The sequence below is a fragment of the Duganella sp. SG902 genome (assembly GCF_013376005.1).
In the GTDB taxonomy this organism is placed as follows: domain Bacteria; phylum Pseudomonadota; class Gammaproteobacteria; order Burkholderiales; family Burkholderiaceae_D; genus Rugamonas.
In genome coordinates, this window is record NZ_JABMJK010000004.1 from 483648 (window position 1) to 505828 (window position 22181).

Genomic DNA, 22181 nt, shown 5'->3' on the forward strand with positions numbered 1-22181 from the left:
ATTTTGAAGGATTGCCCATGTTTCGTCGCACCGCGCTGTTGATCGCTACCTTGCTGGCCGGCGCCGCCCACGCCGCCACCTTGCCGTCGGACCTGATGCTGCCGGTGCCGGAACGCGCCGCGCGCGGTTATGTGGAAAGCTGGGTGTTCAGCATCGAGATCGAATCGGACAAGCTGACCGGCATGGACGCCTGCCGCAAGATCCTGACCGAGCGCGGTTTCACGCCGACGCTGTCCAAAACCGCCAGCACGGCCGTGCCGGCGCTGCACTTCAAGGTTTCCGGCCGCAAGGAATATGCGCAGGCCAGCACCGAGGCCGATGACACGCTGGCCGCCGTGCGGCAGGCCCAATGTCCCGGCACCCTGAGCTGGAACGTCAGCGTCAAGCAGGGGCGCCGCTGATCAGTGCCTGGCGTGCGGTAGCCGCAGCGCGTGCAGGCGGTCGCGGATCTGATTCAGGTCGGCCGGCCGCGCGGCCTGCTGCGCCACCAGATAGCCGCGCGCGAACTGGATCGCGCCGGCCGATTGCGGATGCCGCTGCGCCAATTCCTGCAGCAGCCGTTCGGCCACCACCACGTCGTTGTGCTGTCCCAGTTCCTCCTGCACGGCGGCGAGGGTTTTCAGATAAGTGTGCGTTCCCTTGGCGCGATACAGCGAATGGAAGAACTCCAGCGCGTAGCGGGCGCGCTTGGCGGCGATGCGGGTGCGGTGGGCGCTGGCCGGATCATCCGCGTTCATGCGATTGGCGCGCTTGAGCAGCGACTTGTGCAGGTGCTGCATGCTCTGGCGCGAGAACCTGGCCGCCGCCCCATCCAGCAGCGGCGCGGCCTGCAGCATCCATGATCCCAGCGTCAGCATCAGATGCGTGTAGCGCGGCGCGCGTATCGCTTGCACGGCTTCGTGGCGTTTGGCGTGGGCGGTTTCCAGTGCCAGCGCTTGCAGTTCCATTTGCGGCGCGTCGATGCGCGACAACGTCGATGACAGCAGCACGTCCCAATCGCGCGCGGCGCCGAGCTGTGTGCCGAGCCAGCCGACATCCTCCAGCAGCGCCGGCGGGCAGGGCGCCACGGCGGAGAACAGCTTGAGCGCGGAGCGCAGGCGGCGCACGCCGACACGCATCTGATGCAGAGTTTCGGGATCGTGACCTTCCACCACCGCGATCTCGTTGCGCTGGATGTGTTCCAGGCAGTTGCCGAGCACCGCCAGCAGGGCCTCGGACAAGCTGGCGCCGGCGTCCAGCTCCAGCGCCTGCGCGCGGAACGGCGCGTGGCCGGCTTCGCGCACCAGCATGTAGCCGCGCTGCGCCTTGTTGATATTGCTGATGCGTAGCGGGATGTCTTCCAGAAGTTGCAGGGCGAACGCGTACAGGCCGGCGGGATCGCCTTCCTTCAATTCCAGTTCGATCTCGTTGACCGGCACCTTGTGTGCCTTGCGCTCGATGTGGCCAACGTCCAGCGCGACCTCGATGCGGTTGCCGGCGCTTTCCACTTCCCAGGTATGACGCCGCACGTTCACCGTGAACAGCGATTCCAGGCGGTGCTTGAGATCGGGAGCATCCAGCACGGACAACCAGTGCTCGTCATCGCCAACCAGCTTGCGCAGCTTGCCGAGGCGCGGCCAGCAGCGATCGACCACGCCCTCCCATTCGTTGCGGCTATGCAGGCCGCTTTGCACGCTGCCGCCGGCCTTCATGGTCTGTACCCATTCGCCGTCCTCCTTGCGCACGCGCAGGCCGGCGCCGTGACGCAGCAGATGCAGATCGGGCGTGTCGAAATAGCGCGCGTTCAGTTGACGCACGCGCGCGGGCATGTCCAGCAGCGGGTGGTGCGGCAGCTTGTCGTTGTCCTCCGGAGAGAGCAGGAGTTTGAGTTCGACTTCCATCAGCGCAGTGTAGGCAAAACCGGCGGGCGGCGGCGCACGTTTTTAAGGCTGACGCGGCAGGGTTTGCAATAGTTGCGCCCAGGCAGGCACGGCGGCGCGCCAGAAGGCATCGATCGTTTCCGCCTGTATATCGAGCCCGAGGAAGCGCGCGGCCGGCAGCATGGCGTTGCGCAACAATTGTTGCGGATCGCTGCCATCGTCGAAGGCGATCGCCCCGGTCTGCTTGGACATCTTGTCGCCGTTCTCGTTCAGCACCACCGGCACGTGCAGATAGCTGGGCCGCGGCAGTCCCAGCACCTGTTGCAGGTAAAGCTGGCGCGGCGTGGAATCGATCAAATCGACACCGCGCACGATGTCGGTGATGCCTTGCGCGCCGTCGTCCACCACCACCGCCAACTGATAAGCCCAATAGCGGTCGGCGCGGACGATGATGAAATCGCCCACCTCGGCGGTCAGGTCCTGGCGGTAGTGGCCGAACCAGCGGTCCTCGAACGACAGCACGCAGTGCGGCGACTGCGGCACTTTCACGCGCAGCGCACGGCCCACCTTGCCGGGCGCCAAGCCGTGGCGGCAGGTGCCGGGGTAGATCGGCGCGTGGTGGGGGCTGAGCGACTGGTTCACCTGCGAATCGGCGATCTCGCGGCGCGAGCAGCCGCAGGGGTAGACCAGGTCGCCCAATTGCTCCAGCGCCCGCTGGTAGAGCGGATAACGTTGGGTTTGCCAGGTCACCTCGCCATCCCACAGCATGCCGCAGCGTCGCAGCGACTGCAGGATGTGCTGGTCGGCGCCCTCCACGTTGCGGGCGCCGTCCACGTCCTCGATGCGCACCAGCCACTGGCCGTGGTGGACCTTGGCGTCGAGATAGCTGGCGATGGCGGCCACCAGCGAGCCGATGTGCAGGGGGCCGGTGGGCGAGGGCGCGAAGCGGCCGATGTAGGGAGGTCGAGCGGTCATGCCGATATTTTCGCATACAATGTGCGCGCGGAAATCCCGCACCGACCATTTACGCACTCAGGACATCATGCAAAAAATGAAGACATCCTTAGCTGCCTCCGCACTGGCCATGAGCCTGGCGCTGGCAATCCCGGCTCACGCCGACGCGGGCAAGGCCGCGCTGGTGCAGGAGGCGCCGTTGCGCGCCCACCTGTCGTTCCTGGCCAGCGACCTGCTGGAAGGCCGCGGCACCGGCCAGCGCGGCGGCGACCTGACCGTGGCGTATCTGGAGGCGCAGGCCATGGCGCTGGGCCTCAAGCCGGGCAATGGCGACAGCTTCCGCCAGTCGGTGCGGATCGCCGGCGTGAAGACGCTGCCGGCCGAGAGCACGCTGAGGCTGGAAGCGGGCGGCAAGCCGCTCGACATCGCCTTCGGCAAGGACTGGGTGTTCGCGCCGGGCGACGCGACCGCCGCGCACGACTTCAACGCCGAGCTGGTGTTCGTCGGTTACGGCATCACCGCGCCGGACGAGCAGTGGAACGATTTCAAGGGCGTGGACCTGAAAGGCAAAGTGCTGGTCATGATGGTCAACGACCCGCAGCCGACCGCCGAGCAGCCGAACCGCTTCAACGGCAAAGGGCTGACCTACTACGGCCGCTGGACCTACAAATTCGAGGAAGCGCAGCGCCAGGGCGCGGCGGGCGTGCTGCTGATCCACACCACGCCGACCGCGTCGTACGGTTGGAGCGTGATCCAGAACAGCTGGTCGGGCGTGGAGCGTTTCCAGCTGGCGGCGGGCACGCTGGGCACGCCGCTGCAGGGCTGGATCACCGACGACACCGCGCGCGCCCTGTTCACGGCGGCCGGGCAGGATCTGGACGCGCTGCGCGCCGCCGCCGAGAAAAAAGACTTCAAGCCGGTGCCCCTGGCGGCCAGGCTGAATGGCGAGATGAAGGCGGCGGTGCGCAAGGTCGAGCAATTCAACGTGGCGGCGGTGGTGCCGGGCACGGATCCCAAGCTCAAGGATGAAGTGGTGATCTACAGCGCGCACTGGGACCACCTCGGCAAGCAGGGCGATACGGGCGATACCATCTTCAACGGCGCGGTGGACAACGCCTCCGGCTCGGCGGCGCTGCTGGCGATGGCGGAGCAGGCGCGCAAGGCGCCGGCCAAGCGCAGCCAGATGTTCCTGTGGGTGGCGGCGGAAGAGCAGGGGCTGCTGGGTAGCGCCGCGTACGCCTCGTCGCCGCTGTGGCCGATGGCGAAAACGGCGGCCAACCTCAACCTCGACAGCCTGAACTTCGTCGGCGCCACGCGCGACATCGGCGCGCAAGGCAGCGAGCGTACCGAGCTGGGCAAGCTGGCTGAAACGGCGGCCAAGGGCATGGGCCTGCAGATAGCGGCGGCCAAGCCCGACCTGGCGGGCGGCTACTTCCGCAGCGACCACTTCAACTTCGCCAAAAATGGCGTACCGGCGTTCTCGATCACCTCGGGCCGCGACTACATCAAGGACCCGGCGGGCGCCAAAGCCAAGGCCGAAGCCTACGGCAAGCGCTACCACCAGGTCAGCGACGAATACGACCCGGGCTGGGACCTGTCCGGGATGGTGCAGACCGCGCAATACACCCTGAACCTGGGCCGCCTGATCGCCGACGGCGCCAAGCTGCCCGAATGGAAAGCCGGCGACGCCTTCGCCGTCCCCCGCAACTAACAATCCGGGGTCCTCCATTTCTACACGGCCTCAGCCGTAGCGGGACGCTACGGCTGAGGCCGTGTAGAAATGGAGGACCTGACCCCGGAGTTCAGCGGAAACCGAGGGTGATGGTGGTGCCGCTCAGGTCGATGCCTTTGATGGAGATGCTGCCGAAGCTGCTGCCCTCGGTGCCTTTTACCCGGATGTTGTTGAAGGCGATTTCGCCAATCGAGGACGGCAGGCTCAGCGTCAGGCTGCCGTCCTGGTTGATCGTCGCCGCCGCCTTGCTCGGGTCGTAGACCACGTTTTTCATGACGGTGTCGGCTTCCAGGAAGCCCAGCACCGGGTTGAGCAGCTTGCTCATCTCGCCCACCACTTCCAGGCTGTTGCCGCGCGCGTGCTTGACGGCGTTGACCAGGTCGTCACTGAGGCCCTGCGCCGAGGTGTCGCCCAGCTCTTCTTCGCTCAAGGCGCGTAGCGCGCGGTTGCTGACCGGCGCGCTGGCCGTCAGCGCCGCCGCCGGTAGCGCCGACGCGGCGTAGGTTTCCAGCGGCGCCAGCAGCGAGGTGGCGATCGCCGCCGCCATCCGCAGCCGCCGCTGCTTGCGCAGGGCGTTGTCGATGTGCTCCTGGGTGATCAGGTTGAGCTCGGCGAAGATGTCGCCCAGCCGCTGGCCAGTCTGGCGCTGCAGTGCGATCGCGCTGGCCAGCTGTTCCTCGGTAATCAGCCGCTGTTTGACCAGCAGCTGACCCAGCATCGATTTGTTCTGGTTGCTCGATAGCCATCCCATAGGGTTCTCCTTAATCGGATTTGCGCGGCGCCTGCAGCACGTCCGGCCCCGGCCCCGGCTGATGGGCCTGGTGCTGGATGTCGGACGGCGCCATGCCGAACCAGCGCTTGCACGCGCGGTAGAACGCGCTCGGCTCGGAAAAGCCCAGCTGGAAGCTCAACATCTTCAGCGACAGCTCGCCGGCGCACAGCGATTGCCGCGCCAGCTCGCGCCGGGTGTCGTCGACCAGGTTGGTGAAGCTGGTGCCTTCCTCCGCCAGCCGCCGCTGCAGGGTGCGCTCGCTCATCATCATTTGCGCCGCCACGTCGTCGCGGTGCGGCGGGCCTTTCGGCAACAGGCTGGCCAGCAGCGATTGCACCTTGGCGCTGAAGGTCGGCGGTTGCGCCGCCGCCAGCGTGGCCAGCACGCGCTCGCCGCCGCCGTCGACCAGCGGCGGATTGGCCGGCAGCGCCGACACCAGGTCGGTGTCGGAAAATTCCATGACGTTGTGCGGCATGTCGAAACGCACCGGGCAGCCGAAGGTTTCCTCGTACGCGTGGGCGTTGGCCGGGGACGGGAAGTTGTATTCGACCACCACCGGCGCGATGTCGTCGCGCCCGGCCGCGCAGCGCAGCGAACGCAACAGCACGCACCAGACGAAGTCGTAGCGCTGCCGCGGCACCGCGCGCCGCGCCCCGGGCAGCACCAGCCCCACGCGCGTGTGGCCGTGGCAGCGCTCGATCGAGCTTTGCACGGTGGGCGAGACCAGCATGATGTGGCCCATCACCCCCAGCCAGCCCAGCCGGTGCGGGGTGGAGATTTTCAGCCCGATCAGCGGGTCGCCCGATTGCGCCACCAGCAGCTCCCACAGGTGGCTCAGTTTGTCCGACAGGGTGAGGGCGTCGCACGCGATGCCATCGCCTTCGTCCAGGCCGGCCTGTGCAAACAGCGCTTCTGCTTGCACGCCGGATTGCGCCAGGCGCGATTTCACGCCGCGCACCAGATGCAGGGCGGAGGAGTACGTCATGGCGTGACCGCGGCGCGCAGACGCAGGCCGATTTTTTCTTTCAGGCCCTGCAGCTTGGGATCGATCACCGGCCGGGTGTCGGCGGCCACGCCTTCGCCCAGGGTTTTCTGCATTTCAGGCAGCATGGCTTCAAATTTTTTCTTGACCGGCGATTCCAGGATGGCGATCAGTTGCTTGAGCTCCTCCTCGGTGTAGCGCTCGGCCAGCAGCGGGGCGATGGTGGTGGGGATCAGCTTGTCGGCGCTGGCGCGCGTGATCGGCGTGGCCTCGGCCATGAATTGCTTGGCCTCGCCGACGATGTCGTTCATGGCGGCGTCGCGCTTCTCAGGCGCCGCGCGGCCCTGCAGCATGGCGCGCGCCTGCTGCACCGCGTCGGCCACCGGCACCTGCAGCATGGATTGGCCGATGGTGTCGATGTTCCACAGCTTGAGGACTTGATCCACCAGCGCCTGCTTGGCCGGCGGCACCGGCGCGGCGTGCGCGCCGAGGCAGGCCGCGCTCAAGGCCAGCAGCATCAGACCGTGTTTGGCTTTTTTCATTTTATGCTCCTCCAAGGGTAAATCAAAAACGCTTGTTCAATTCGAAGCCGAAGTAGCGGACGTGGATGTCGCCGCGTACGTCCTGTCCCGCGTACGGGTTGTAAATCACGTTGAGGAAGGTGTTGCAGTTCATATTGCAGCTGGTGTTGGCCGGCGTGTTGAACTTGCCGGTCATGTAGGAACCGGTGACGTTGATGTCGAGGTTCTTGCTGATCCGGTAGCCCACGCCGAAGCTGCGCAGCTTGGTGTCGGGCAGCGGCGCCAGCAGGTCGATCTTGTTGGCCGGGACCGAGGTCTTGCGCGGCTCGTAGCCGAGCCGGATCGACAAGCGGTCGAGTGGGTTCAATTGCAAGCCATACGCCAGGTTGACCACGCTCTTGTAGCCGCGCGGGATGATCAGCTTGCCCGAGTCGGGGATGCCGTACAGCCGCGCCACCTCCAGCAGCTTGACGCTCTGGTCGAACTGGAAGCGCAGCGCGTCCCAGTCGCTCCAGCGCGCGTAGCTGGCGTCGACGTTGAGCTGGATGTATTTGACCGGCTTGAGCTTCACCCCCACCTGCAGGTGCGCCGGGAAGGGGATGGTGGCGCTCATATTGCCCTTCTGTACCGCCGGGATGGAGCTGGGAAAGCCCAGCACCGCGCCCGCGATCGGTCCCAGCAGGCTGGCGTTCATGCCGCGCACGAAGTTGCGCAGCATCGGCTCGGTGGTGAAGACGTAGCTGCCGGTGTAGTGGGTTTTCGATCCGCTCTGGAACACCGCGCCCAGCGCGAACTTGGGCGACGGCTCCCACAGTACGCCGAGGTTGATGGTGGGGTCGAACGGCACCGTCAGCTCCAGCCGCATGTTGGCGGCCTTCTTGAACGGGCTGACCATGCCATCCTTGCCGCCGCCGCACACGCCAAAGCCGAACACGTCGATGATGTTGCCGCCGTCCTCCGGGCACCAGCCTTTTTGCAGTTGGCCGAACACGCCCAGCAGTTCATTGGGGAAGCGCATATTGGTGTCGACCACGAAGGCCGCGTGCGCGATCGGCACCGACACGCCGAAGCGCAGCGTGTCGGAATATTTGTAGCCGACCGAGGGCGAGGCGTACACCAGCCGCTGGATCTGCAACTGCCGTCCCTGGTACTGGCCGGGATCGTTGGGATCGGTGGTGCGGTCCAGGCTCATGGCCTGCGCCATATAGCTGTCGGTGGCGAAGGTCCACGGCGAACCGGGCTTGTTCCACGCCATGCCGATGCCGGGCACGGCCACCGCCGGCAGGCGCCAGCCCGGCATGCCGTAGCCGGGCACGTACATCACTTGCCGCACCGGACCGGTGGAGGTGTTGGATAGCGGATCGTCGCGCCAGCCGCCGACGTCGAAGTTGGGACCCGGCTTGAAGCTGGCGCTGGTGCGGATCGAGGCCACGAAGTTATGGATGCTTTCGCTGTCGCCCTCCAGCCGCGCCAGACCGGCCGGGTTGAAGTGGATCGAGGCGATGCCGGGCGGGTCGGCTGTCACGGCGTTGCCCATGGCCATCGCCACCACGCTGGTGGTGAGGTTTTCGGTCAGCGCGGCATGCGCCGGCAAGAACACGCTGAGCGTGCCGGCCACGGCGGTAGCGATGGCGGGGCGGCGCATGTCAGAAGCTCAGCGGCAGGTTCATGCCAACGATCAGGTTGGGCGAGTCCGGCGTCAGGCCGATGCCGACCGAGAAGTTGACCGTGGTCTTGGGCGAGATGCGGTAGCCCAGGCCCAGGTTCAGGATGCCCGAGGTTTGCATATGGGTCTTGGCTTCCAGGCCGTCGGCAAAGCGCAGCTTGGAACCGGCCGAGATCGCCTCCTGGAAGGAGATCGTGGTGGAGATGCCGTACGACAGCGCATACGCGAAACCGAGGCCGAAGCCCACGCTCGGTCCCGGCGCCACGCGCGTCAGGATGCGCGAGCCGTTCACCTGCCACAGGTTCTTGGCCGGCAGGCTGGCGGTGAAGTTGAGCGAGCCGAACAGGGCGACCGGATCGACGATCTTGTTGACGTTGACGCCCACGGTGGCGGCGCCGACGCCGCTGCCGGTGGCTTCGCCGCTGCCGGCGATGATCTTGAACGGGCTGCGGCCGGTCGGCAGGCGCACGTTGCTGGTCAGCGTCAGGCCCGGCTGGTCGCGCCGTGCCTCGAACGGCTGCCAGCGCGCGCCCACGCCGATGTCACCGATCGAGTTGGACAGGCCGCTGCGCGCGGCGGTGTCGGCGTAGCGCGAGATCAGCGGCAGGGTGACGTTGGCGGTCAGGTTGTCGCGCACGCCGTAGTCGGCCGAGAAGGTGTTGGTCACGGTGTGCGAGTTGTTGTTCTCGATGTTGAACAGGCTGGCGCTGCCGTTGGCGATGTCGGTGACGATGCGCTCCTCGCCCACGTAGCTGTAGCTGACGTCATAGGTCAGCGCCAGCTGGTTGCGGCGGATCAGCGTGTATTGCTTGTCGACCGCCGTCAGCGTCTGCTTGAGCAGGGCGCTCTGGTCGCCTTCGCCTTCTTTTTTTGCCAGCGCGTCGCGCGCGGCGTCGGCGGTGGCGGGCGCGCTGCTTGCCTGCTGGGCCAGCACGGGCGCGGCGGCAAACGCGATGAATACGGCAAGGGATATGGTGCGTAACATCATGGGACTTCCTTGTGAGAGGGGGATTAGTTGCGGTGCATCCAGGTGCCGGCGGCGCCCGAGTTCACGGCGCGCATCAGCAGTTGCGCCGAATTGCTGAGAGGGTCTTGCCGGCCCTTGCCGGTCACGCGGTCCATGTCGACCACGCCCAGTTCCTGGTCGCTCAGGGCGAGCTGGCGCAGCGGTTGCTGGCCCTGGGCCGGCGAGATGATGAACAGGGTGTTCTTGTCCCACCAGCGGGCGAATTCCTCCACCGAGAACACGATGTTGCCGGCCGACGGATCGGCGATGTACACCACGCCATCGCGGATGCCGCGCAACACCACGAAGTGCTTGGAGCCGGCGTAGTCGATCGGCACGATGGCCGGTTCGTCCAGCGTTTTCAAATCCTTGATCTCGGCCTTGAAGCCGGCGCCGGACAGGCCCATGGAACCGACGTAGCGCTTCATGTCCAGCAGCGAGAAGCCGCGCCGCTCGATGATCTTGTCCTTTTCGCCTTTCTCCAGCATGCCTTCCATGGCCTGCTGCTCGTTGACCATCACGCCGAGGTGGTAGTTGAGGATGGTCACCAGCGCGGCTGAGCCGCAGCTGTAGTCAAACGCTTGCCGCACGATGTGCTTGTACTTGAGCTCGGAAAACGGCTCCAGCCGCACCGATTGCACGTAGGCGCCCCCGCCCAGCAGAGTCTGCGGCATCTCGTACTGGTCCTTGGGACGGTCTTGTGGTTCGTGTCGGGACATGACACCGGCGCCGCCAATGATGGCGGCGAGTACGCCCAGCAGTAGTGCCAGCATGGTTCAGACCACGTGCGCGCGCAGGCGGGAAAAAGTTCGGGCGTAGGCTCCGCCCAGAGGCGTCCGGCGCCCCAGTGCTGGTTTCATGCTGTGTCTCCAATGTTCTCGATTAGAACGGTCGTGCTTTATTTAAGCGACAACTCGTCTTTTCATTTTTGTAAGTCATTAACGCATGGTTTTTCGCGCCGCCGCATCTCCTTTTTTAGAAATGTGACTCTAGGTTTTGGCTTGAAACTTATGCTACGGCACGCAACAGGCGCACAACACAGCGCTCACTCTGGATGGCTCGCAGGGCCAAGTCGTTGGCTTTCGCGGTCAGCGCGACATGCTGGACCCGTGGCGTGGCCGACTCATATGATTAATTTAATTAATATTCAAATATTAAGATTTTCACGGACCGGAGCGCGGCGCGCCGGTGCTCCTACCCGGAGCGTTGGGCGTGCCGCACGGCCGTGAGCCCAGATAAAAAACTTACTCATACAACCGGAGATACCAAATGCAAATCATCAAATCCGCAGTCGCAGCAGCCCTGGCAACCCTGGCCTTCTCGGCATCGGCCATGACCCCGATCCAGGACGCGGAACTGAGCACCGTCAGCGGCCAGGACGGCGTGTCGATCGCCGCCAACCTGAACATCAAGATCGATTCCTTCGTCTACACCGACACCGACGCGCTCGATGCCAACGGCCTGGGCGGCGGCTCGGTGTCGTTCAATGGCATCAAGGTCAACGGCCTGATCGCCGCCAACATCGACATCCTGTCGAAGAACTCCTTCCTGGCCGCGGCCGGCGCCGCTGGCGTGACCAACCCAGGCACCTTTTACAACCCAGCCACCGGCGGCGACGTGGTGCAGATCGCCATCCCATCGACCGTGGTGGCGGACGGCCACTACCTGAACGTGTCGGTCGACTCGATCAAGATGGGCAACAACGCTGCCTCGTTCGGTTCGGTCGCGATGAACCAGATCGACATGCGCGGCACCACCGTCTGGATCTTCGCGCACTAATCGGCGCGGCTTCCCAGGCCTGTAGCTTGGCCTGAGGAGTCATGGACGGTACCGACTGCGGGACCATACACTGGTCCCGCAGTATCAAAAAAACACACAGCGATAAAAAACCATTAACGGAGACGATCACATGCAATTCTTCAAAACCGCAATCGCGGCAGCCCTGGCAACCGTGGCTTTCTCGGCATCGGCCATGACCCCAATTCAAGACGCGGAGCTGAGCACGGTCAGCGGCCAGGACGGCGTGTCGATCGCCGCCAACCTGAACATCAAGATCAACTCCTTCACCTACACCGACACCGACGCGCTCGACGCCAACGGTCTGGGCGGCGGCTCGGTGTCGTTCAACGGCATCAAGGTCAACGGCCTGATCGCCGCCAACATCGACATCCTGTCGAAGAACTCCTTCCTGGCCGCGGCCGGCGCCGCTGGCGTGACCAATCCAGGCACCTTCTACAACCCGGCCACCGGCGGCGACGTGGTGCAGATCGCCATCCCGTCGACCGTAGTGGCGGACGGCCACTACCTGAACGTGTCGGTCGACTCGATCAAGATGGGCAACAATGCCGCCTCGTTCGGCTCGGTCGCGATGAACCAGATCGACATGCGCGGCACCACCGTGTGGATCTTCGCTCACTAATCGGCTGAGCGGCGGCGGCTCCGGGAGCGGGGCCGCCGCTCCCTATCATGACCTCTACACTATTGCGCCGGCTGCTGCCGGGCGCGGCGCTGCTGTGCGGCATGCACGCGGCGTCGGCACAGATGCAGCCCTTGAGCGAAGACGAGCTGTCGGCCGTCAACGGCCAGGGTCTGGTCAGCATGACCAACACCAGCTTGAACGGCTTCGACTTCAGCAAGATCGCGCTGGATGCCGATATCACGCTGAGCGCCAACCTGCGCAATATGCGGCTGGGCGAGTACAGCTACGCCGCCCGCAACGGCAGCGGTGCCGACCTCGACATCCCGCTGCTGCAATTCGGCCGCAGCGATGGCAGCGACGCCCAGCGCCTGGTGCAGATCAGTAATCCGTATTTTGAATTCGTGTACCGCAATGCCGCCGACAACACCTCGCGCGAGGCGATCGGCATGCGCTTTGGTTTTGAATCGATCAAGGGCGACATCGGTTTGCAGATCACCACCTTGTCCGGCTCGATGCAGGTGACCGGCACCGCCGCCGATGGCAGCACCATCACGCTCGACTCGCGCACCGATGCGCTGGGCGGCAAGCGCTGGGATGGTTCCTGCACCGCGCCGTGCCTGACCCTGTCCCAACTGGGCGGCGTGACGGCCGGCGACGCCAGCGGCGGCAGCCGCGATTTCTGGATTTCGATGCTGAAGACGGCGGTGCAATTCCCGACCACCAACGGCGCGCCGGCCGCCGACACTGCGCAAGCCGGCATGTGGTTGAACTGGCGCGACAAACTGCAGGCTCTGTCTACCAACGGCGTCACGCCGCCCAACCTGCCGAAGGGGCGGTGATGCGCGGCGCGCTGGCGGTGGGCCTGATGCTGTGCACGCAGGCGTGCGCGATGGAGCCGCTGAGCGACAACGCGCTGTCGGCGGTGCGCGGACGCGATGGCGTCAGCTTCGATCTGAATGGCTTCGCCATGACCGGCGACGCGCGCGTCAGCTATACCACGCCGGTCGGTACCAGCTTGTACGTGGAAAAATTCCACGCCTCGCGCAGCGATAATCCGCTGCCGTTTGCCGATCCCTACCGGCTCGATATCCTGCCGTCAGCGCCGGGGCTGGCGGACTACATCAACATCGCTTTCCCCACCAATGACTATGGCGATCAGCGCTGGCAACTGGCGTATGACTGGGGCGTGGGCGCCAACGGCGTGGTGCGCGAGCAGGGCAGTGTGGTGGTCAAGGACATGGTGTTCTATAGCGGCGGCCTGCAGTTCACCACGCCGCAAGTCAACGACGGCATCGCCTTTGGCGCGGCATTGAAGCTGGACATCGGCCAGCTGTCATTCCAGCCGCGCGGGCGCGACGATGCGAGTGAGGCCATGGTGTTCAGCGGCGTGCACATCGGCGGCGCCGATGGCAATCCCTGGGTGCTCGCGCATGTGGCGGCGCAGCCGGCGGTGATCAACGCGCTGAACGACGAGACCGGCCCGCGCCTGCACATCGGCATCGACTGGCCGGACGCGCGGTATGGCAACGGCCAGGCGTCGGCCGGCAGCATCGTGGTGGACAATATTTCGTTCGTGAGTCCGGGGCAGCCGACGGTGGATCTGGGCTCGTCGCGGATCGGCTCGGTGCAAATCCAGTACCTCGACATCAAGTTCAAGCAATGATGAAGCGCGCCCTGTTCCTGCTGATGTTGGCCGGCGCGGTGCAGGCTGGCGAGCTGCGCGCGCTGGATGATCAGGAACTGTCACAGGTGAGCGGCGGCGACGGCATCAGCTTCGCGGCGCATGTCGTGCTGAACGATCCGACGCTGGTGGGCGCGGTCAGCGACAGCCGGCTGTCGCTGGGCTTCAGCGGTGGCGGGCAGAACCGCTACATCGTCTTCAAGAACGTGCGCGGCACGGTGGACATGTTTGCCGTCAGCCTCGGCGTGCAGACGCGAAGTGATGGCGGTGGCGACTACATCGCCATCGGGCTGCCGGGTTACGTGCACTACACCAATCTCGGCTTCGAATCGCTGAGCGTACAGAACGACCCAACCGCGCCGGTGACCAACAGCCTCGGCAGCCTGTACATTAACGGCACGGTGTCGCTGCAAGGGCAGGTGCGGTTCTGGGGACATTGAACCCGCACGGCCAACCGGGGTCTGACCCCGGCGGGGTCAGACCCCATGCGGGGTGCGGGTTTCGGTGGCAAAAATACCCAACGCGATCAACGGAAAAGCCAACCCAGTCCACAGCACGCCAGTCCACCCATGCGCGGCAAACATCCAGCCACCCAGCGAAGAACCGATCGCGCCGCCCATAAAGAACAAAGCCATATACAAACCATTCAAACGGCCGCGCACCTCGGCCGGCAGCGCGAAGATAGCGCGCTGGCCCGTCACCAGGTTGGCCGAGACGCCCATATCCAGAATGATCGAGGCCAACACCAGCACGCCCAGATCCACTAGCCGGCTGCTGTGCACCAGCAGCGGCAGCGCGAACGCCAGCGCACCGAGCGTCAGCGCCGCAAACGTGGTCGAGCGGCTCTTACCCTGATCAGCCCGATGGCCGGCAATGGGCGACACCAGCGCACCGGTCACACCCACCAGCGCAAAGATCGCCACCCCGCTCTGGCTAATGCCGAAATACGGCCCGGTCAATTCCAGCGACACACAGGTCCAGAACACGCTGAACGCCCCGAACATGCAGGCCTGATAGGCCGCGCGGCGGCGCAGGACAGGCGTGGTCTTCAACAGATGCCACATCGAACCCAGCAGCGCGAAGTAGTGCATGCCGCCTTCCGGCCGGCGTTCCGGCAGCCTGGCGCGCAGCAGGAAGGCCAGGCCGGCTGTGGTGACGGCCGACAGCACAAAGATGGCGTGCCATCCCAGCGCATCCGTCACCAGGCTGGCCACAGGGCGCGCCAGCATGATGCCCATCAGCAGCCCGCTCATCACCTTGCCGACGGTCTTGCCGCGCGTTTCAGGCCGCGACAGATGGGCGGCGAACGGCACCACCACCTGCGCCGCCACCGATCCGATGCCGATGCACAGCGCGGCAAACAGGAACAGGTTGGCGCTGCTGGTCACGGAGGCGGCCAGCAACGCCACCGCCGTGGTCAGCAGGGCGATGAAGATCAATCGGCGGTTCTCCACCAAATCGCCCAGCGGCACGATGAACAGCAGGCCGATCACGTAGCCGATCTGCGTCAACGTGACGATCAGGCCGGCCGCGCCGGGATCGAGGCCGGTGGCCTTGCTGATCGGGCCGATCAGGGTTTGCGCGTAATAGAGATTGGCGACGATCAGGCCGGTCGCGATGGCGAACAGCCAGACCATGCCGGGGGAAAGGTCGTGTTTTGCATCTGTCATCGATTACAGCCCCGCTTCCGCGCGCGACAGCGCCTGACGCACTTCAGCGGTGATTTCGTAGGAGCGCAGGCGTTGCGCGTGCTCGTAGATTTGCGAGGTGATCATCAGCTCGTCGGCGCCGGTGCGGGCGATGAAGTCCTGCAGCTGTTTGCTGACAGTATCAGGCGCGCCGATCGCGGTGCAAGACAGCACCGAGTCCAGCATGGCCCGCTCCGGCAGGCCCAGCGATTCGAGGTAGCCGGCTTTCGGTGGCGGCAGTTGCGAAGGGCGGCCGGTGCGCAGGTTGACGAAGGCTTGCTGCATGGAGGTGGCGCGGAAGTGCGCTTCCTCGTTGGTGTCGGCGGCAAACACGTTAAAGCCCAGCATGACGTAAGGCTTGCTGAGTTGCGCGGATGGCTGGAAGTTGGCGCGGTACAGCGACAGCGCCTGCATCATCATTTGCGGAGCGAAGTGCGAGGCGAACGCGAACGGGAGGCCGAGATGGGCCGCCAGTTGCGCGCCGAAGGTGCTGGAGCCGAGTATCCACAGCGGCACCTTGGCGCCTTTGCCGGGGACCGCCAGCACGCGGCCGAGCGGCGTGTCGGACATGTAATCTTGCAGTTCCAGCACGTCCTGCGGGAAGGCGTCGGCGTCGCTTTCCAGGTTGCGGCGCAGGGCGCGCGCAGTGGTCTGGTCGGAGCCGGGCGCGCGGCCCAGGCCGAGGTCGATACGGCCGGGGAACAGCGCTTCCAGCGTGCCGAATTGTTCGGCGATCACCAGCGGCGAGTGGTTGGGCAGCATGATGCCGCCGGCGCCCACGCGGATGGTGCTGGTGCCGCCGGCCACGTGCGCCATCACGACGGCGGTGGCGGCGCTGGCGATGCCCGGCATGCCGTGGTGTTCCGCCAGCCAGTAGCGCTGGTAGCCCCAGCGCTCGCCGTGCTGGGCCAGGTCCAGCGTGTTGCGGAACGAGGCGGATGGATTGCTGCCCTCGGCAATCGGGGACAGGTCGAGGATGGAAAATGGAATCATGGCGCTACCTAATCTGAAAGTAATCTGACAATCCCATGGAAAGAGTGTGGATAATCTTTCTACATGGACGGACAAGCATACACAGGTTGGGTTAATCCTGCTGACGGCGCCCTGATTCGGGAAGGGATAAAATATTAATAAGGTGAATAAGACAATAAATCAGATGATTAAAGAGGAAAATGTGAGCAGAATAATCATTAATTATAAAAATGGCTCGATATAATGTTTTATTTTGCCGACGGTTTTTAAAAATAGTTTCTGCCAGCAGATAATCCTGATTTACCATTGGAAACTCTCCAATGTCCTGATTACTGTGATGGCCCGCGCTATTTTCCTCGCCTTGCTGCTGGCTTGCTGCCAGTCCGTTTTTGCCGCCGGTCAGCTGTACCGGGTCACCCACGAAGGTAAAACCAGTTATCTGTATGGCACCGTCCATGTCGGGCGCGATGGCACTTATCCGCTCGACGCGGTGGCCTCGCGCGCGCTGCTGGATTCCAAGGCGCTGGTGATTGAACTTGATATTCGCGAAGATAAAGCCTTTCAATTGGCGCTGGCGCGCCATGCGCGGTATCCGGAAGGCGATTCGGTGCAGCGTCACCTGACCCCGGCCACCCTGGAATTGCTGGTGAAGGCGCTGTCGCGGGCCGGCATTTCGCTGCAATCGGTACAGCAATATAAACCGTGGCTGATCGCCAATCTGCTGGTCGGCGCGGAGCTGGACCGGCACGGCTACCAGCGCAGCCAGGCGGTGGAATACGCGCTGCTGGCGGCCGCGCAAAAGCAGGACAAGACGGTGCGAGAGCTGGAGAGCGCCGATTACCAACTGGGCCTGTTCGACAGCCTGGACGAACGCCAGCAGGAGCAATACCTGCTGGAGAATCTGGCCGATCTGGCTGACGGCGATTCGCTGAAAAAATCGCAGGCGCTGCTCGAGGCCTGGAGCGCCGCCGACAATGCCGGCATCAACGCCGCTTGGCAATCGGCCATCAGCGGCGACAGCGTTTCGGCCGGCTTCATGCAGCGCGTGCTGCTCGGCAAGCGCAATCCCGAGATGGCCGCCAACATCGAGCGCATCATGCAGCAGGACCAGGTGGCCTTCGTTGGCGTCGGCCTGCTGCATCTGGTGGGCGATGACGGCCTGCCGCAATTGCTCAAGCGGCGCGGCTACCAGGTCGAGCAGCTGTATTAATAGGCTTGCACCGCGCCGTTGTTGTAGCGGACGCGGTCGCCAATCTTGTAGCTGGGCGCGGAATCCAGCACCACCATCTGGCTGCTGCCATCGTCCATGCGCACGGTGACGCGGTAAACCTTGTCGGTGGGCGTGCCGGTGCTGCCGCCCGCGGCCGCCGCACCGACCAGGCCGACACCCACATCCTGCCGCTGCATCTGATCGATGGCCTGCACCACGCCATAGGTGGTTTGCGAAGTCGTTGTGGTTGACGGGCCGGTCATGCTGCTGGGAGCGTAGCCGCCGCCGGAGCCGCTGCCGCTGCCCGTTGTGCTGCTGGCGCTGCTGGTACTGTCGGTGCTGCCGGTCCCACGGGAGCCGTTGTTCATCCTGTCGGCGCAGGCCGCCACGGAAAACGCGCACAGCGCCATGGCGCACAATGTCATCTTGTTCATCTTCACCTCCCCTTAAATAGCGTGAGAGAGGCGCGGCGGCGTATCGTTCCCTGACTTCAGTCCCGAATTGATGTACATCAATTGAAACATGCTACCTACACGCAATAATTGTCCGGTATCACTTTAAAGGACATCGATATGTTGACACGCGTGACAGACACTATTATCGAAGAGCTAATTGATGCCACTTGCAATGACGTTCGCACCCGGCATTTTTTTCTTCATGCACTGCACGGCTTGGTTCGCGTGGCCAAGGCCGAACAACTCCAGGAAATGCGTCTCGACGTGGAACTCGCAACCGGTGCTGTCAGTTTGCCGGAAGGATGCGATAGCGACTCCAAAGAGCCCACATGAAAGCCGACGCCAGCACCGCCGCATTGCAATCCACCAGCCAATCCGACACCGCGCCGTGGCGGTAAGGGAAGAAGCTTTGCACGAACTCGTCCAGTGCGCCCATTAGCGCGATGGTGAGCACGGCCTTGACCGCGCGTTGGGCCAGACTGCCGTGGCTACCGGTGTAGATCAGGAAAGCCAGGCCGGCGTAGGCGATGGAATGCAGGATCACGCCGGTCGCCACCTGGCCGATGTCCTGGCGCGCGCCGGGGATCGAACCCAGGATCAGGATCAGCAGGTACAGCACAATGGCGGTCCAGTAGCGCAGGCGGGCGTGGGAAGTGGTAAGGAGGATTTGTTTAAGCATGGGGCAGAAGATACCATGCGCTGCAAAAAAACGGGAGTGGCGCACCGGGCAGGCCCGGCGCGCCTTTTCTTCAGTCATGCGTATCGGTTGCATGTACTTAAGATGTAGCCAGTATAGGCAGCCTTTGTGACGCCATCATGACACCACGCAAAAAAAAAGCCCGCTGTCTGGGAGCGGGCTTAAAACTATTTTCTTGGAGGAGAATAGTGGAGACAGGTGTAATTATGCTGCGTCGCCAGATATGTGTCTAATTGTTCTTTCAGATACCAGTCATCAGGCTAGAGCATATCTCTGTCATTTGACGGGGACGGTGTAGTTCAGCGCCAGGCGGCCGCCGTCCACGTACAGCGTCTGGCCGGTCATATAGCTGGCGTCGTCGCTGGCGAGGAAGGCGGCGATCGAGGCCACTTCCTCCGGCTCGCCGCAGCGGCCCATGGGCGTGCGCGACAGGATGGTGTTGCGCGATTCCGGGCTGGACATCACGGCTTGCTTGGCCAGCTCGGTCAGGATGGTGCCGGGGCCGATGCCGTTGACGCGGATGCCGTGGGTGACCAGGTTGAGTGACATGACCTTGGTCAGCTGGTTGATCGCGCCCTTGGACACCACGTATGGCACCTGGTTCGGGATCGCCAGTTCCGCGTTCACGCTGGACATATTGATGATCGAGCCGCTCTGCTGCTTGACCATCACGCGCGCCACCGCCTGGCCGCACAGGAACATCGACTTCAGGTTGATGCGCATGACGCGGTCGAAATCTTCCTCGCACAGGTCGAGGAAATTGGCGGCATGGGTGACGCCGGCGTTGTTGATCAGGATGTCGATGCGGCCGAAGGCGGCGACGGTGGCGGCCACCATGGCGTCGACGTCGGCCTTCTGGCTGACGTCGGCGGCGAAGAAGCGGGCGTGTTCGCCGAGGGCGGCGGCGGCTTCCGCGCCCTCCGGCTTGATGTCCACCAACATGACCTTGGCGCCTTCGGCGATCATGCGCTGGGCGCAGGCCAGGCCGATGCCCTGCGTGGCGCCGGTCACGACAGCGACTTTGTTCGATAATTTCATGGGGGTGTCTTTCTTGGGTGGAGATGGCAAATTTTAACAGCCAAGGGTGGGCGGGTTACAATAGAGGGTTTGCAATTTTCATTAGGGGGCCGTCGTGACTTTTATTAACAAATTATCCGCCGCGTGGACGGCCAACGACTCCCTGCTGTGCGTCGGTCTCGATCCGGACATGGCCAAGCTGCCGGCCCAGTTCCAGAACGACCCGCAAGGCATCTACCACTTCTGCCGCGAGATCATCGACGCGACCGCCGACCTGGCGTGCTCGTTCAAGCCGCAGATCGCCTACTTCGCCGCGCTGAGCGCGGAAGACCAGTTGCAGCGGATCTGCGACTACGTGCGCGAGAACTATCCGCACATCCCGCTGATCATGGACGCCAAGCGCGGCGACATCGGCGCCACCGCGCGCCAGTACGCGCGCGAGGCGTACGACCGCTATGGCGCCGACGCGGTGACCGTCAATCCCTACATGGGCTTCGATTCGGTCGAGCCGTACATGGAGTGGAGCGAGCGCGGCGTGATCATCCTGTGCCGCACCTCGAACGCGGGTGGTTCCGACCTGCAGTTCCTGGACGTGGGCGGCAAGCCGCTGTACCAGCACGTGGCGCAGTTGGTGGCGCGGAAATGGAACAAGAATGGCCAGTGCGCGCTGGTGGTGGGCGCGACCTTCCCGGAGGAGCTGGCGCAGGTACGGGCGATTGTGGGCGACATGCCGCTGCTGGTGCCTGGCATCGGCGCGCAGGGCGGCGATGTCGCGGCGACCGTCAAAGCGGGCCGCACCGCGAACGGCACCGGCATGATGATCAATTCCTCGCGCGCCATCCTGTACGCGGCGCCGCAAGCCGGCGAAGACTTCGCCACGGCCGCGCGCCGCGTCGCCCAGGAAACCCGCGACGCCATCAACCAATACCGCGCCTGACCCTAATGCCGCTAAGTTAAGAGCCGTCATTCCCGCGCAGGCGGGAATCCATAGGACGCGTGGTCATAAATTCAGCATGGATTCCCGCCTGCGCGGGAATGACGGCTCATCAGTTTGCGGTCAAAAAGGCTTAACTTGGCGGCATTAGCGCCAGTTTTAGTGTGACGGCGCGACTAGCTCCGCATACTCATAGAGGTCGCCCAGGATTTGCTCGGCACGCTCGTCGGCGTGCTGCTGCAGCTCATCGATTTTGGCGAAGTAGTCGTCGATGGTGCGCGCGCCGCCCGCGCCCTCGTAAAAGCGCGCCGCGCGGTGCTGCTCCCAGTGCTCCATCTCGGTCTCCGACAAGGTCTCCGGGAAGTTGCGCGCGCGGTAGCGGAACAGCAGCTCCGCCAGCCGCCCATCGCTGAACGATGGCGAGGCCACCGCCAGCCGCGCCGGCGATTCGCGGCGCAAGGTGTCCAGCAGGCGCCGGTCCTCCTTGCTGATGAAACCGTTGTACAGGTCCTCGTCCACGTCCAGCGCGGCCGCGGCCGGACGGTGGAACACTTCCTCCCACACCTGCGTCAGGTCGCGCCCCGCCGCCGCGATCGCCGCGTGCGCCTTGCCCTGCTCGACGTCGATGCCCCATTTGGCCGCCATGGCCGGCGACAAGGTCTTCAGGTTGGATACCAGCATCGGCGACTTGTTCAGGTGGATGCTTTTCACCGGCAGCCGCGTCATGCCTTCCGGCAGCGCGTCCGAGCGCGTGAAGATGCGGGTGCGGATGGTGTCCGCGTCCAGCGTGTACAGCTCGCTCGGATCGTAGCTGCAATCCCAGACGATCACCTCGTTCTTGTTGGTTGGATGCGTGCCCAGCGGGTAGACCAGCGCCATGCAGCCGCGCTCGGCCGGGAACATGCCGCTCACGTGCAGGAAGGGCTGGCGCAGGTTGGCCGCCAGGTGCATGCCGATCTCGTCGGCCACGCGGTCCTTCTTGTGCAGCGCGAAGCAGAAGTCGAACAGCTTGGGCTGATGTTGCCGGATCAGGCGCGCCAGCGCGATGGTGGCGCGCACGTCGGACAGCGCGTCGTGCGCCGCCTCGTGCAGCAGGCCGTTGGCCTTGGCCAGGTCTTCCAGGCGGAAGCTCGGCTTGCCGTCCTCCTTGGTCGGCCATTGGATGCCGTCCGGGCGCAGGGCGTAGGTCATGCGCACCACGTCCAGCAGGTCCCAGCGGCCGCAGCCGTTTTGCCACTCGCGCGCGTACGGATCGATCAGGTTGCGCCAGAACATGAAGCGGGTGATCTCGTCGTCGAAGCGGATGGTGTTGTAGCCCACGCCAATGGTGCCCGGCTGCGCGAACGCCTGCTCGATGGTGGCCGCGAACTGGTGCTCCGGCACGCCCCATTCCAGGCACTGCTGCGGCGTGATGCCGGTGATCAGGCACGATTGCGGATCGGGCAGGAAATCGTTGGCTGGCTTGCAGTACAGCATGATCGGATCGCCGATCTCGTTCAGCTCGGCGTCGGTGCGGATCGCGGCAAACTGGGCCGGACGGTCGCGACGCGGCACCGCGCCAAAGGTTTCGTAGTCGTGCCAGAGGAAGGTCTGATTGGTCATAGGTGCTACAGTAA

The 22181-nt window shown here is 64.5% G+C and carries 23 protein-coding genes; 9 read left to right on the plus strand and 14 right to left on the minus strand.

Annotated elements, in window-relative coordinates; all coding sequences use genetic code 11:
• Window positions 1-17: 17 nt before the first annotated feature.
• Window positions 18-401: a hypothetical protein gene (locus FHW83_RS11445; protein WP_176646475.1), complete on the plus strand. Its 384-nt coding sequence runs from the start codon at window positions 18-20 to the stop codon at window positions 399-401.
• Here FHW83_RS11445 and FHW83_RS11450 read toward each other — a convergent pair whose 3' ends face one another.
• Both FHW83_RS11450 and gluQRS read right to left on the minus strand, forming a co-directional pair.
• Window positions 402-1880 (minus strand): CYTH and CHAD domain-containing protein, encoded by a 1479-nt coding sequence (locus tag FHW83_RS11450; protein WP_176646476.1) that lies wholly within the window; start codon window positions 1878-1880, stop codon window positions 402-404.
• A 42-nt stretch (window positions 1881-1922) separates the two neighbouring features.
• Window positions 1923-2834 (minus strand): tRNA glutamyl-Q(34) synthetase GluQRS, encoded by a 912-nt coding sequence (gluQRS, locus tag FHW83_RS11455; RefSeq protein ID WP_176646477.1) that lies wholly within the window; start codon window positions 2832-2834, stop codon window positions 1923-1925.
• A gap of 67 nt (window positions 2835-2901) precedes the next feature.
• Between gluQRS and FHW83_RS11460 the strand changes: the two genes are divergently transcribed.
• The gene (locus FHW83_RS11460) at window positions 2902-4524 is read left to right on the plus strand and encodes a M28 family peptidase (protein ID WP_176646478.1); all 1623 of its coding nucleotides are present in this window, start codon (window positions 2902-2904) and stop codon (window positions 4522-4524) included.
• Between the two features lie 91 nt (window positions 4525-4615).
• Here FHW83_RS11460 and FHW83_RS11465 read toward each other — a convergent pair whose 3' ends face one another.
• The 6 genes from FHW83_RS11465 to FHW83_RS11490 are packed head-to-tail and all read right to left on the minus strand — an operon-like array spanning window position 4616 to window position 10265.
• Window positions 4616-5296, minus strand: coding sequence for a hypothetical protein (locus FHW83_RS11465; RefSeq protein ID WP_176646479.1), 681 nt, complete (start codon window positions 5294-5296; stop codon window positions 4616-4618).
• Between the two features lie 10 nt (window positions 5297-5306).
• Window positions 5307-6302: an AraC family transcriptional regulator gene (locus FHW83_RS11470; RefSeq protein WP_176646480.1), complete on the minus strand. Its 996-nt coding sequence runs from the start codon at window positions 6300-6302 to the stop codon at window positions 5307-5309.
• Window positions 6299-6841: a DUF2059 domain-containing protein gene (locus FHW83_RS11475; RefSeq protein WP_176646481.1), complete on the minus strand. Its 543-nt coding sequence runs from the start codon at window positions 6839-6841 to the stop codon at window positions 6299-6301. Before FHW83_RS11475 ends, FHW83_RS11470 begins: the two co-directional genes overlap by 4 nt.
• A 22-nt stretch (window positions 6842-6863) precedes the next feature.
• A complete protein-coding gene (locus FHW83_RS11480) occupies window positions 6864-8465 on the minus strand; it encodes an OmpP1/FadL family transporter (RefSeq protein WP_176646482.1) in 1602 nt (533 codons plus the stop codon).
• Between the two features lies 1 nt (window position 8466).
• Window positions 8467-9474: a transporter gene (locus tag FHW83_RS11485; protein ID WP_176646483.1), complete on the minus strand. Its 1008-nt coding sequence runs from the start codon at window positions 9472-9474 to the stop codon at window positions 8467-8469.
• A gap of 23 nt (window positions 9475-9497) precedes the next feature.
• On the minus strand, window positions 9498-10265 hold the full coding sequence (locus tag FHW83_RS11490; RefSeq protein WP_176646484.1) for a C39 family peptidase: 768 nt from the start codon (window positions 10263-10265) through the stop codon (window positions 9498-9500).
• 496 nt (window positions 10266-10761) lie between these two features.
• Here FHW83_RS11490 and FHW83_RS11495 point away from each other — a divergent pair, with 496 nt between their 5' ends.
• From FHW83_RS11495 to FHW83_RS11515, 5 genes are all read left to right on the plus strand, one after another.
• Window positions 10762-11271: a DUF6160 family protein gene (locus tag FHW83_RS11495; protein WP_176646485.1), complete on the plus strand. Its 510-nt coding sequence runs from the start codon at window positions 10762-10764 to the stop codon at window positions 11269-11271.
• A 130-nt stretch (window positions 11272-11401) separates the two neighbouring features.
• Window positions 11402-11911 (plus strand): DUF6160 family protein, encoded by a 510-nt coding sequence (locus FHW83_RS11500; RefSeq protein ID WP_176646486.1) that lies wholly within the window; start codon window positions 11402-11404, stop codon window positions 11909-11911.
• Between the two features lie 47 nt (window positions 11912-11958).
• Window positions 11959-12750, plus strand: coding sequence for a hypothetical protein (locus tag FHW83_RS11505; RefSeq protein ID WP_176646487.1), 792 nt, complete (start codon window positions 11959-11961; stop codon window positions 12748-12750).
• Window positions 12750-13574: a hypothetical protein gene (locus FHW83_RS11510; protein WP_229224131.1), complete on the plus strand. Its 825-nt coding sequence runs from the start codon at window positions 12750-12752 to the stop codon at window positions 13572-13574. Before FHW83_RS11505 ends, FHW83_RS11510 begins: the two co-directional genes overlap by 1 nt.
• Window positions 13571-14032 carry a hypothetical protein gene (locus FHW83_RS11515; RefSeq protein ID WP_229224132.1) on the plus strand — a complete coding sequence of 154 codons (462 nt, stop codon included), beginning with the start codon at window positions 13571-13573 and terminating at the stop codon, window positions 14030-14032. The genes FHW83_RS11510 and FHW83_RS11515 overlap by 4 nt, the downstream gene beginning before the upstream one ends.
• Window positions 14033-14068: 36 nt before the next feature.
• Here FHW83_RS11515 and FHW83_RS11520 read toward each other — a convergent pair whose 3' ends face one another.
• Window positions 14069-15229, minus strand: a complete 1161-nt coding sequence (locus FHW83_RS11520) for an MFS transporter (RefSeq protein WP_176646607.1) — start codon at window positions 15227-15229, stop codon at window positions 14069-14071.
• Between the two features lie 36 nt (window positions 15230-15265).
• Window positions 15266-16273 carry an LLM class flavin-dependent oxidoreductase gene (locus FHW83_RS11525; RefSeq protein WP_176646488.1) on the minus strand — a complete coding sequence of 336 codons (1008 nt, stop codon included), beginning with the start codon at window positions 16271-16273 and terminating at the stop codon, window positions 15266-15268.
• A gap of 316 nt (window positions 16274-16589) precedes the next feature.
• Between FHW83_RS11525 and FHW83_RS11530 the strand changes: the two genes are divergently transcribed.
• Window positions 16590-17462, plus strand: a complete 873-nt coding sequence (locus tag FHW83_RS11530) for a TraB/GumN family protein (RefSeq protein ID WP_176646489.1) — start codon at window positions 16590-16592, stop codon at window positions 17460-17462.
• On the opposite strand, the gene FHW83_RS11535 is transcribed toward FHW83_RS11530, so the two are convergent.
• The 3 genes from FHW83_RS11535 to FHW83_RS11545 all read right to left on the minus strand — a co-directional run bounded on the left by FHW83_RS11535 (window position 17459) and on the right by FHW83_RS11545 (window position 19652).
• Window positions 17459-17896: a hypothetical protein gene (locus tag FHW83_RS11535; RefSeq protein WP_176646490.1), complete on the minus strand. Its 438-nt coding sequence runs from the start codon at window positions 17894-17896 to the stop codon at window positions 17459-17461. The two genes, FHW83_RS11530 and FHW83_RS11535, sit on opposite strands and share 4 nt — an antisense overlap.
• A 307-nt stretch (window positions 17897-18203) precedes the next feature.
• Window positions 18204-18674: a VanZ family protein gene (locus FHW83_RS11540; RefSeq protein WP_308936748.1), complete on the minus strand. Its 471-nt coding sequence runs from the start codon at window positions 18672-18674 to the stop codon at window positions 18204-18206.
• 216 nt (window positions 18675-18890) lie between these two features.
• Entirely contained in the window at window positions 18891-19652 is a 762-nt protein-coding gene (locus FHW83_RS11545; RefSeq protein ID WP_176646491.1) for an SDR family NAD(P)-dependent oxidoreductase, read from the minus strand.
• 94 nt (window positions 19653-19746) lie between these two features.
• Here FHW83_RS11545 and pyrF point away from each other — a divergent pair, with 94 nt between their 5' ends.
• A complete protein-coding gene (gene pyrF, locus FHW83_RS11550; protein WP_176646492.1) occupies window positions 19747-20568 on the plus strand; it encodes an orotidine-5'-phosphate decarboxylase in 822 nt (273 codons plus the stop codon).
• Window positions 20569-20724: 156 nt separating this feature from the next.
• Here the strand turns inward: pyrF and sbcB are convergent, their stop codons facing one another.
• Entirely contained in the window at window positions 20725-22167 is a 1443-nt protein-coding gene (gene sbcB, locus FHW83_RS11555) for an exodeoxyribonuclease I (protein ID WP_176646493.1), read from the minus strand.
• Window positions 22168-22181: the final 14 nt, after the last annotated feature.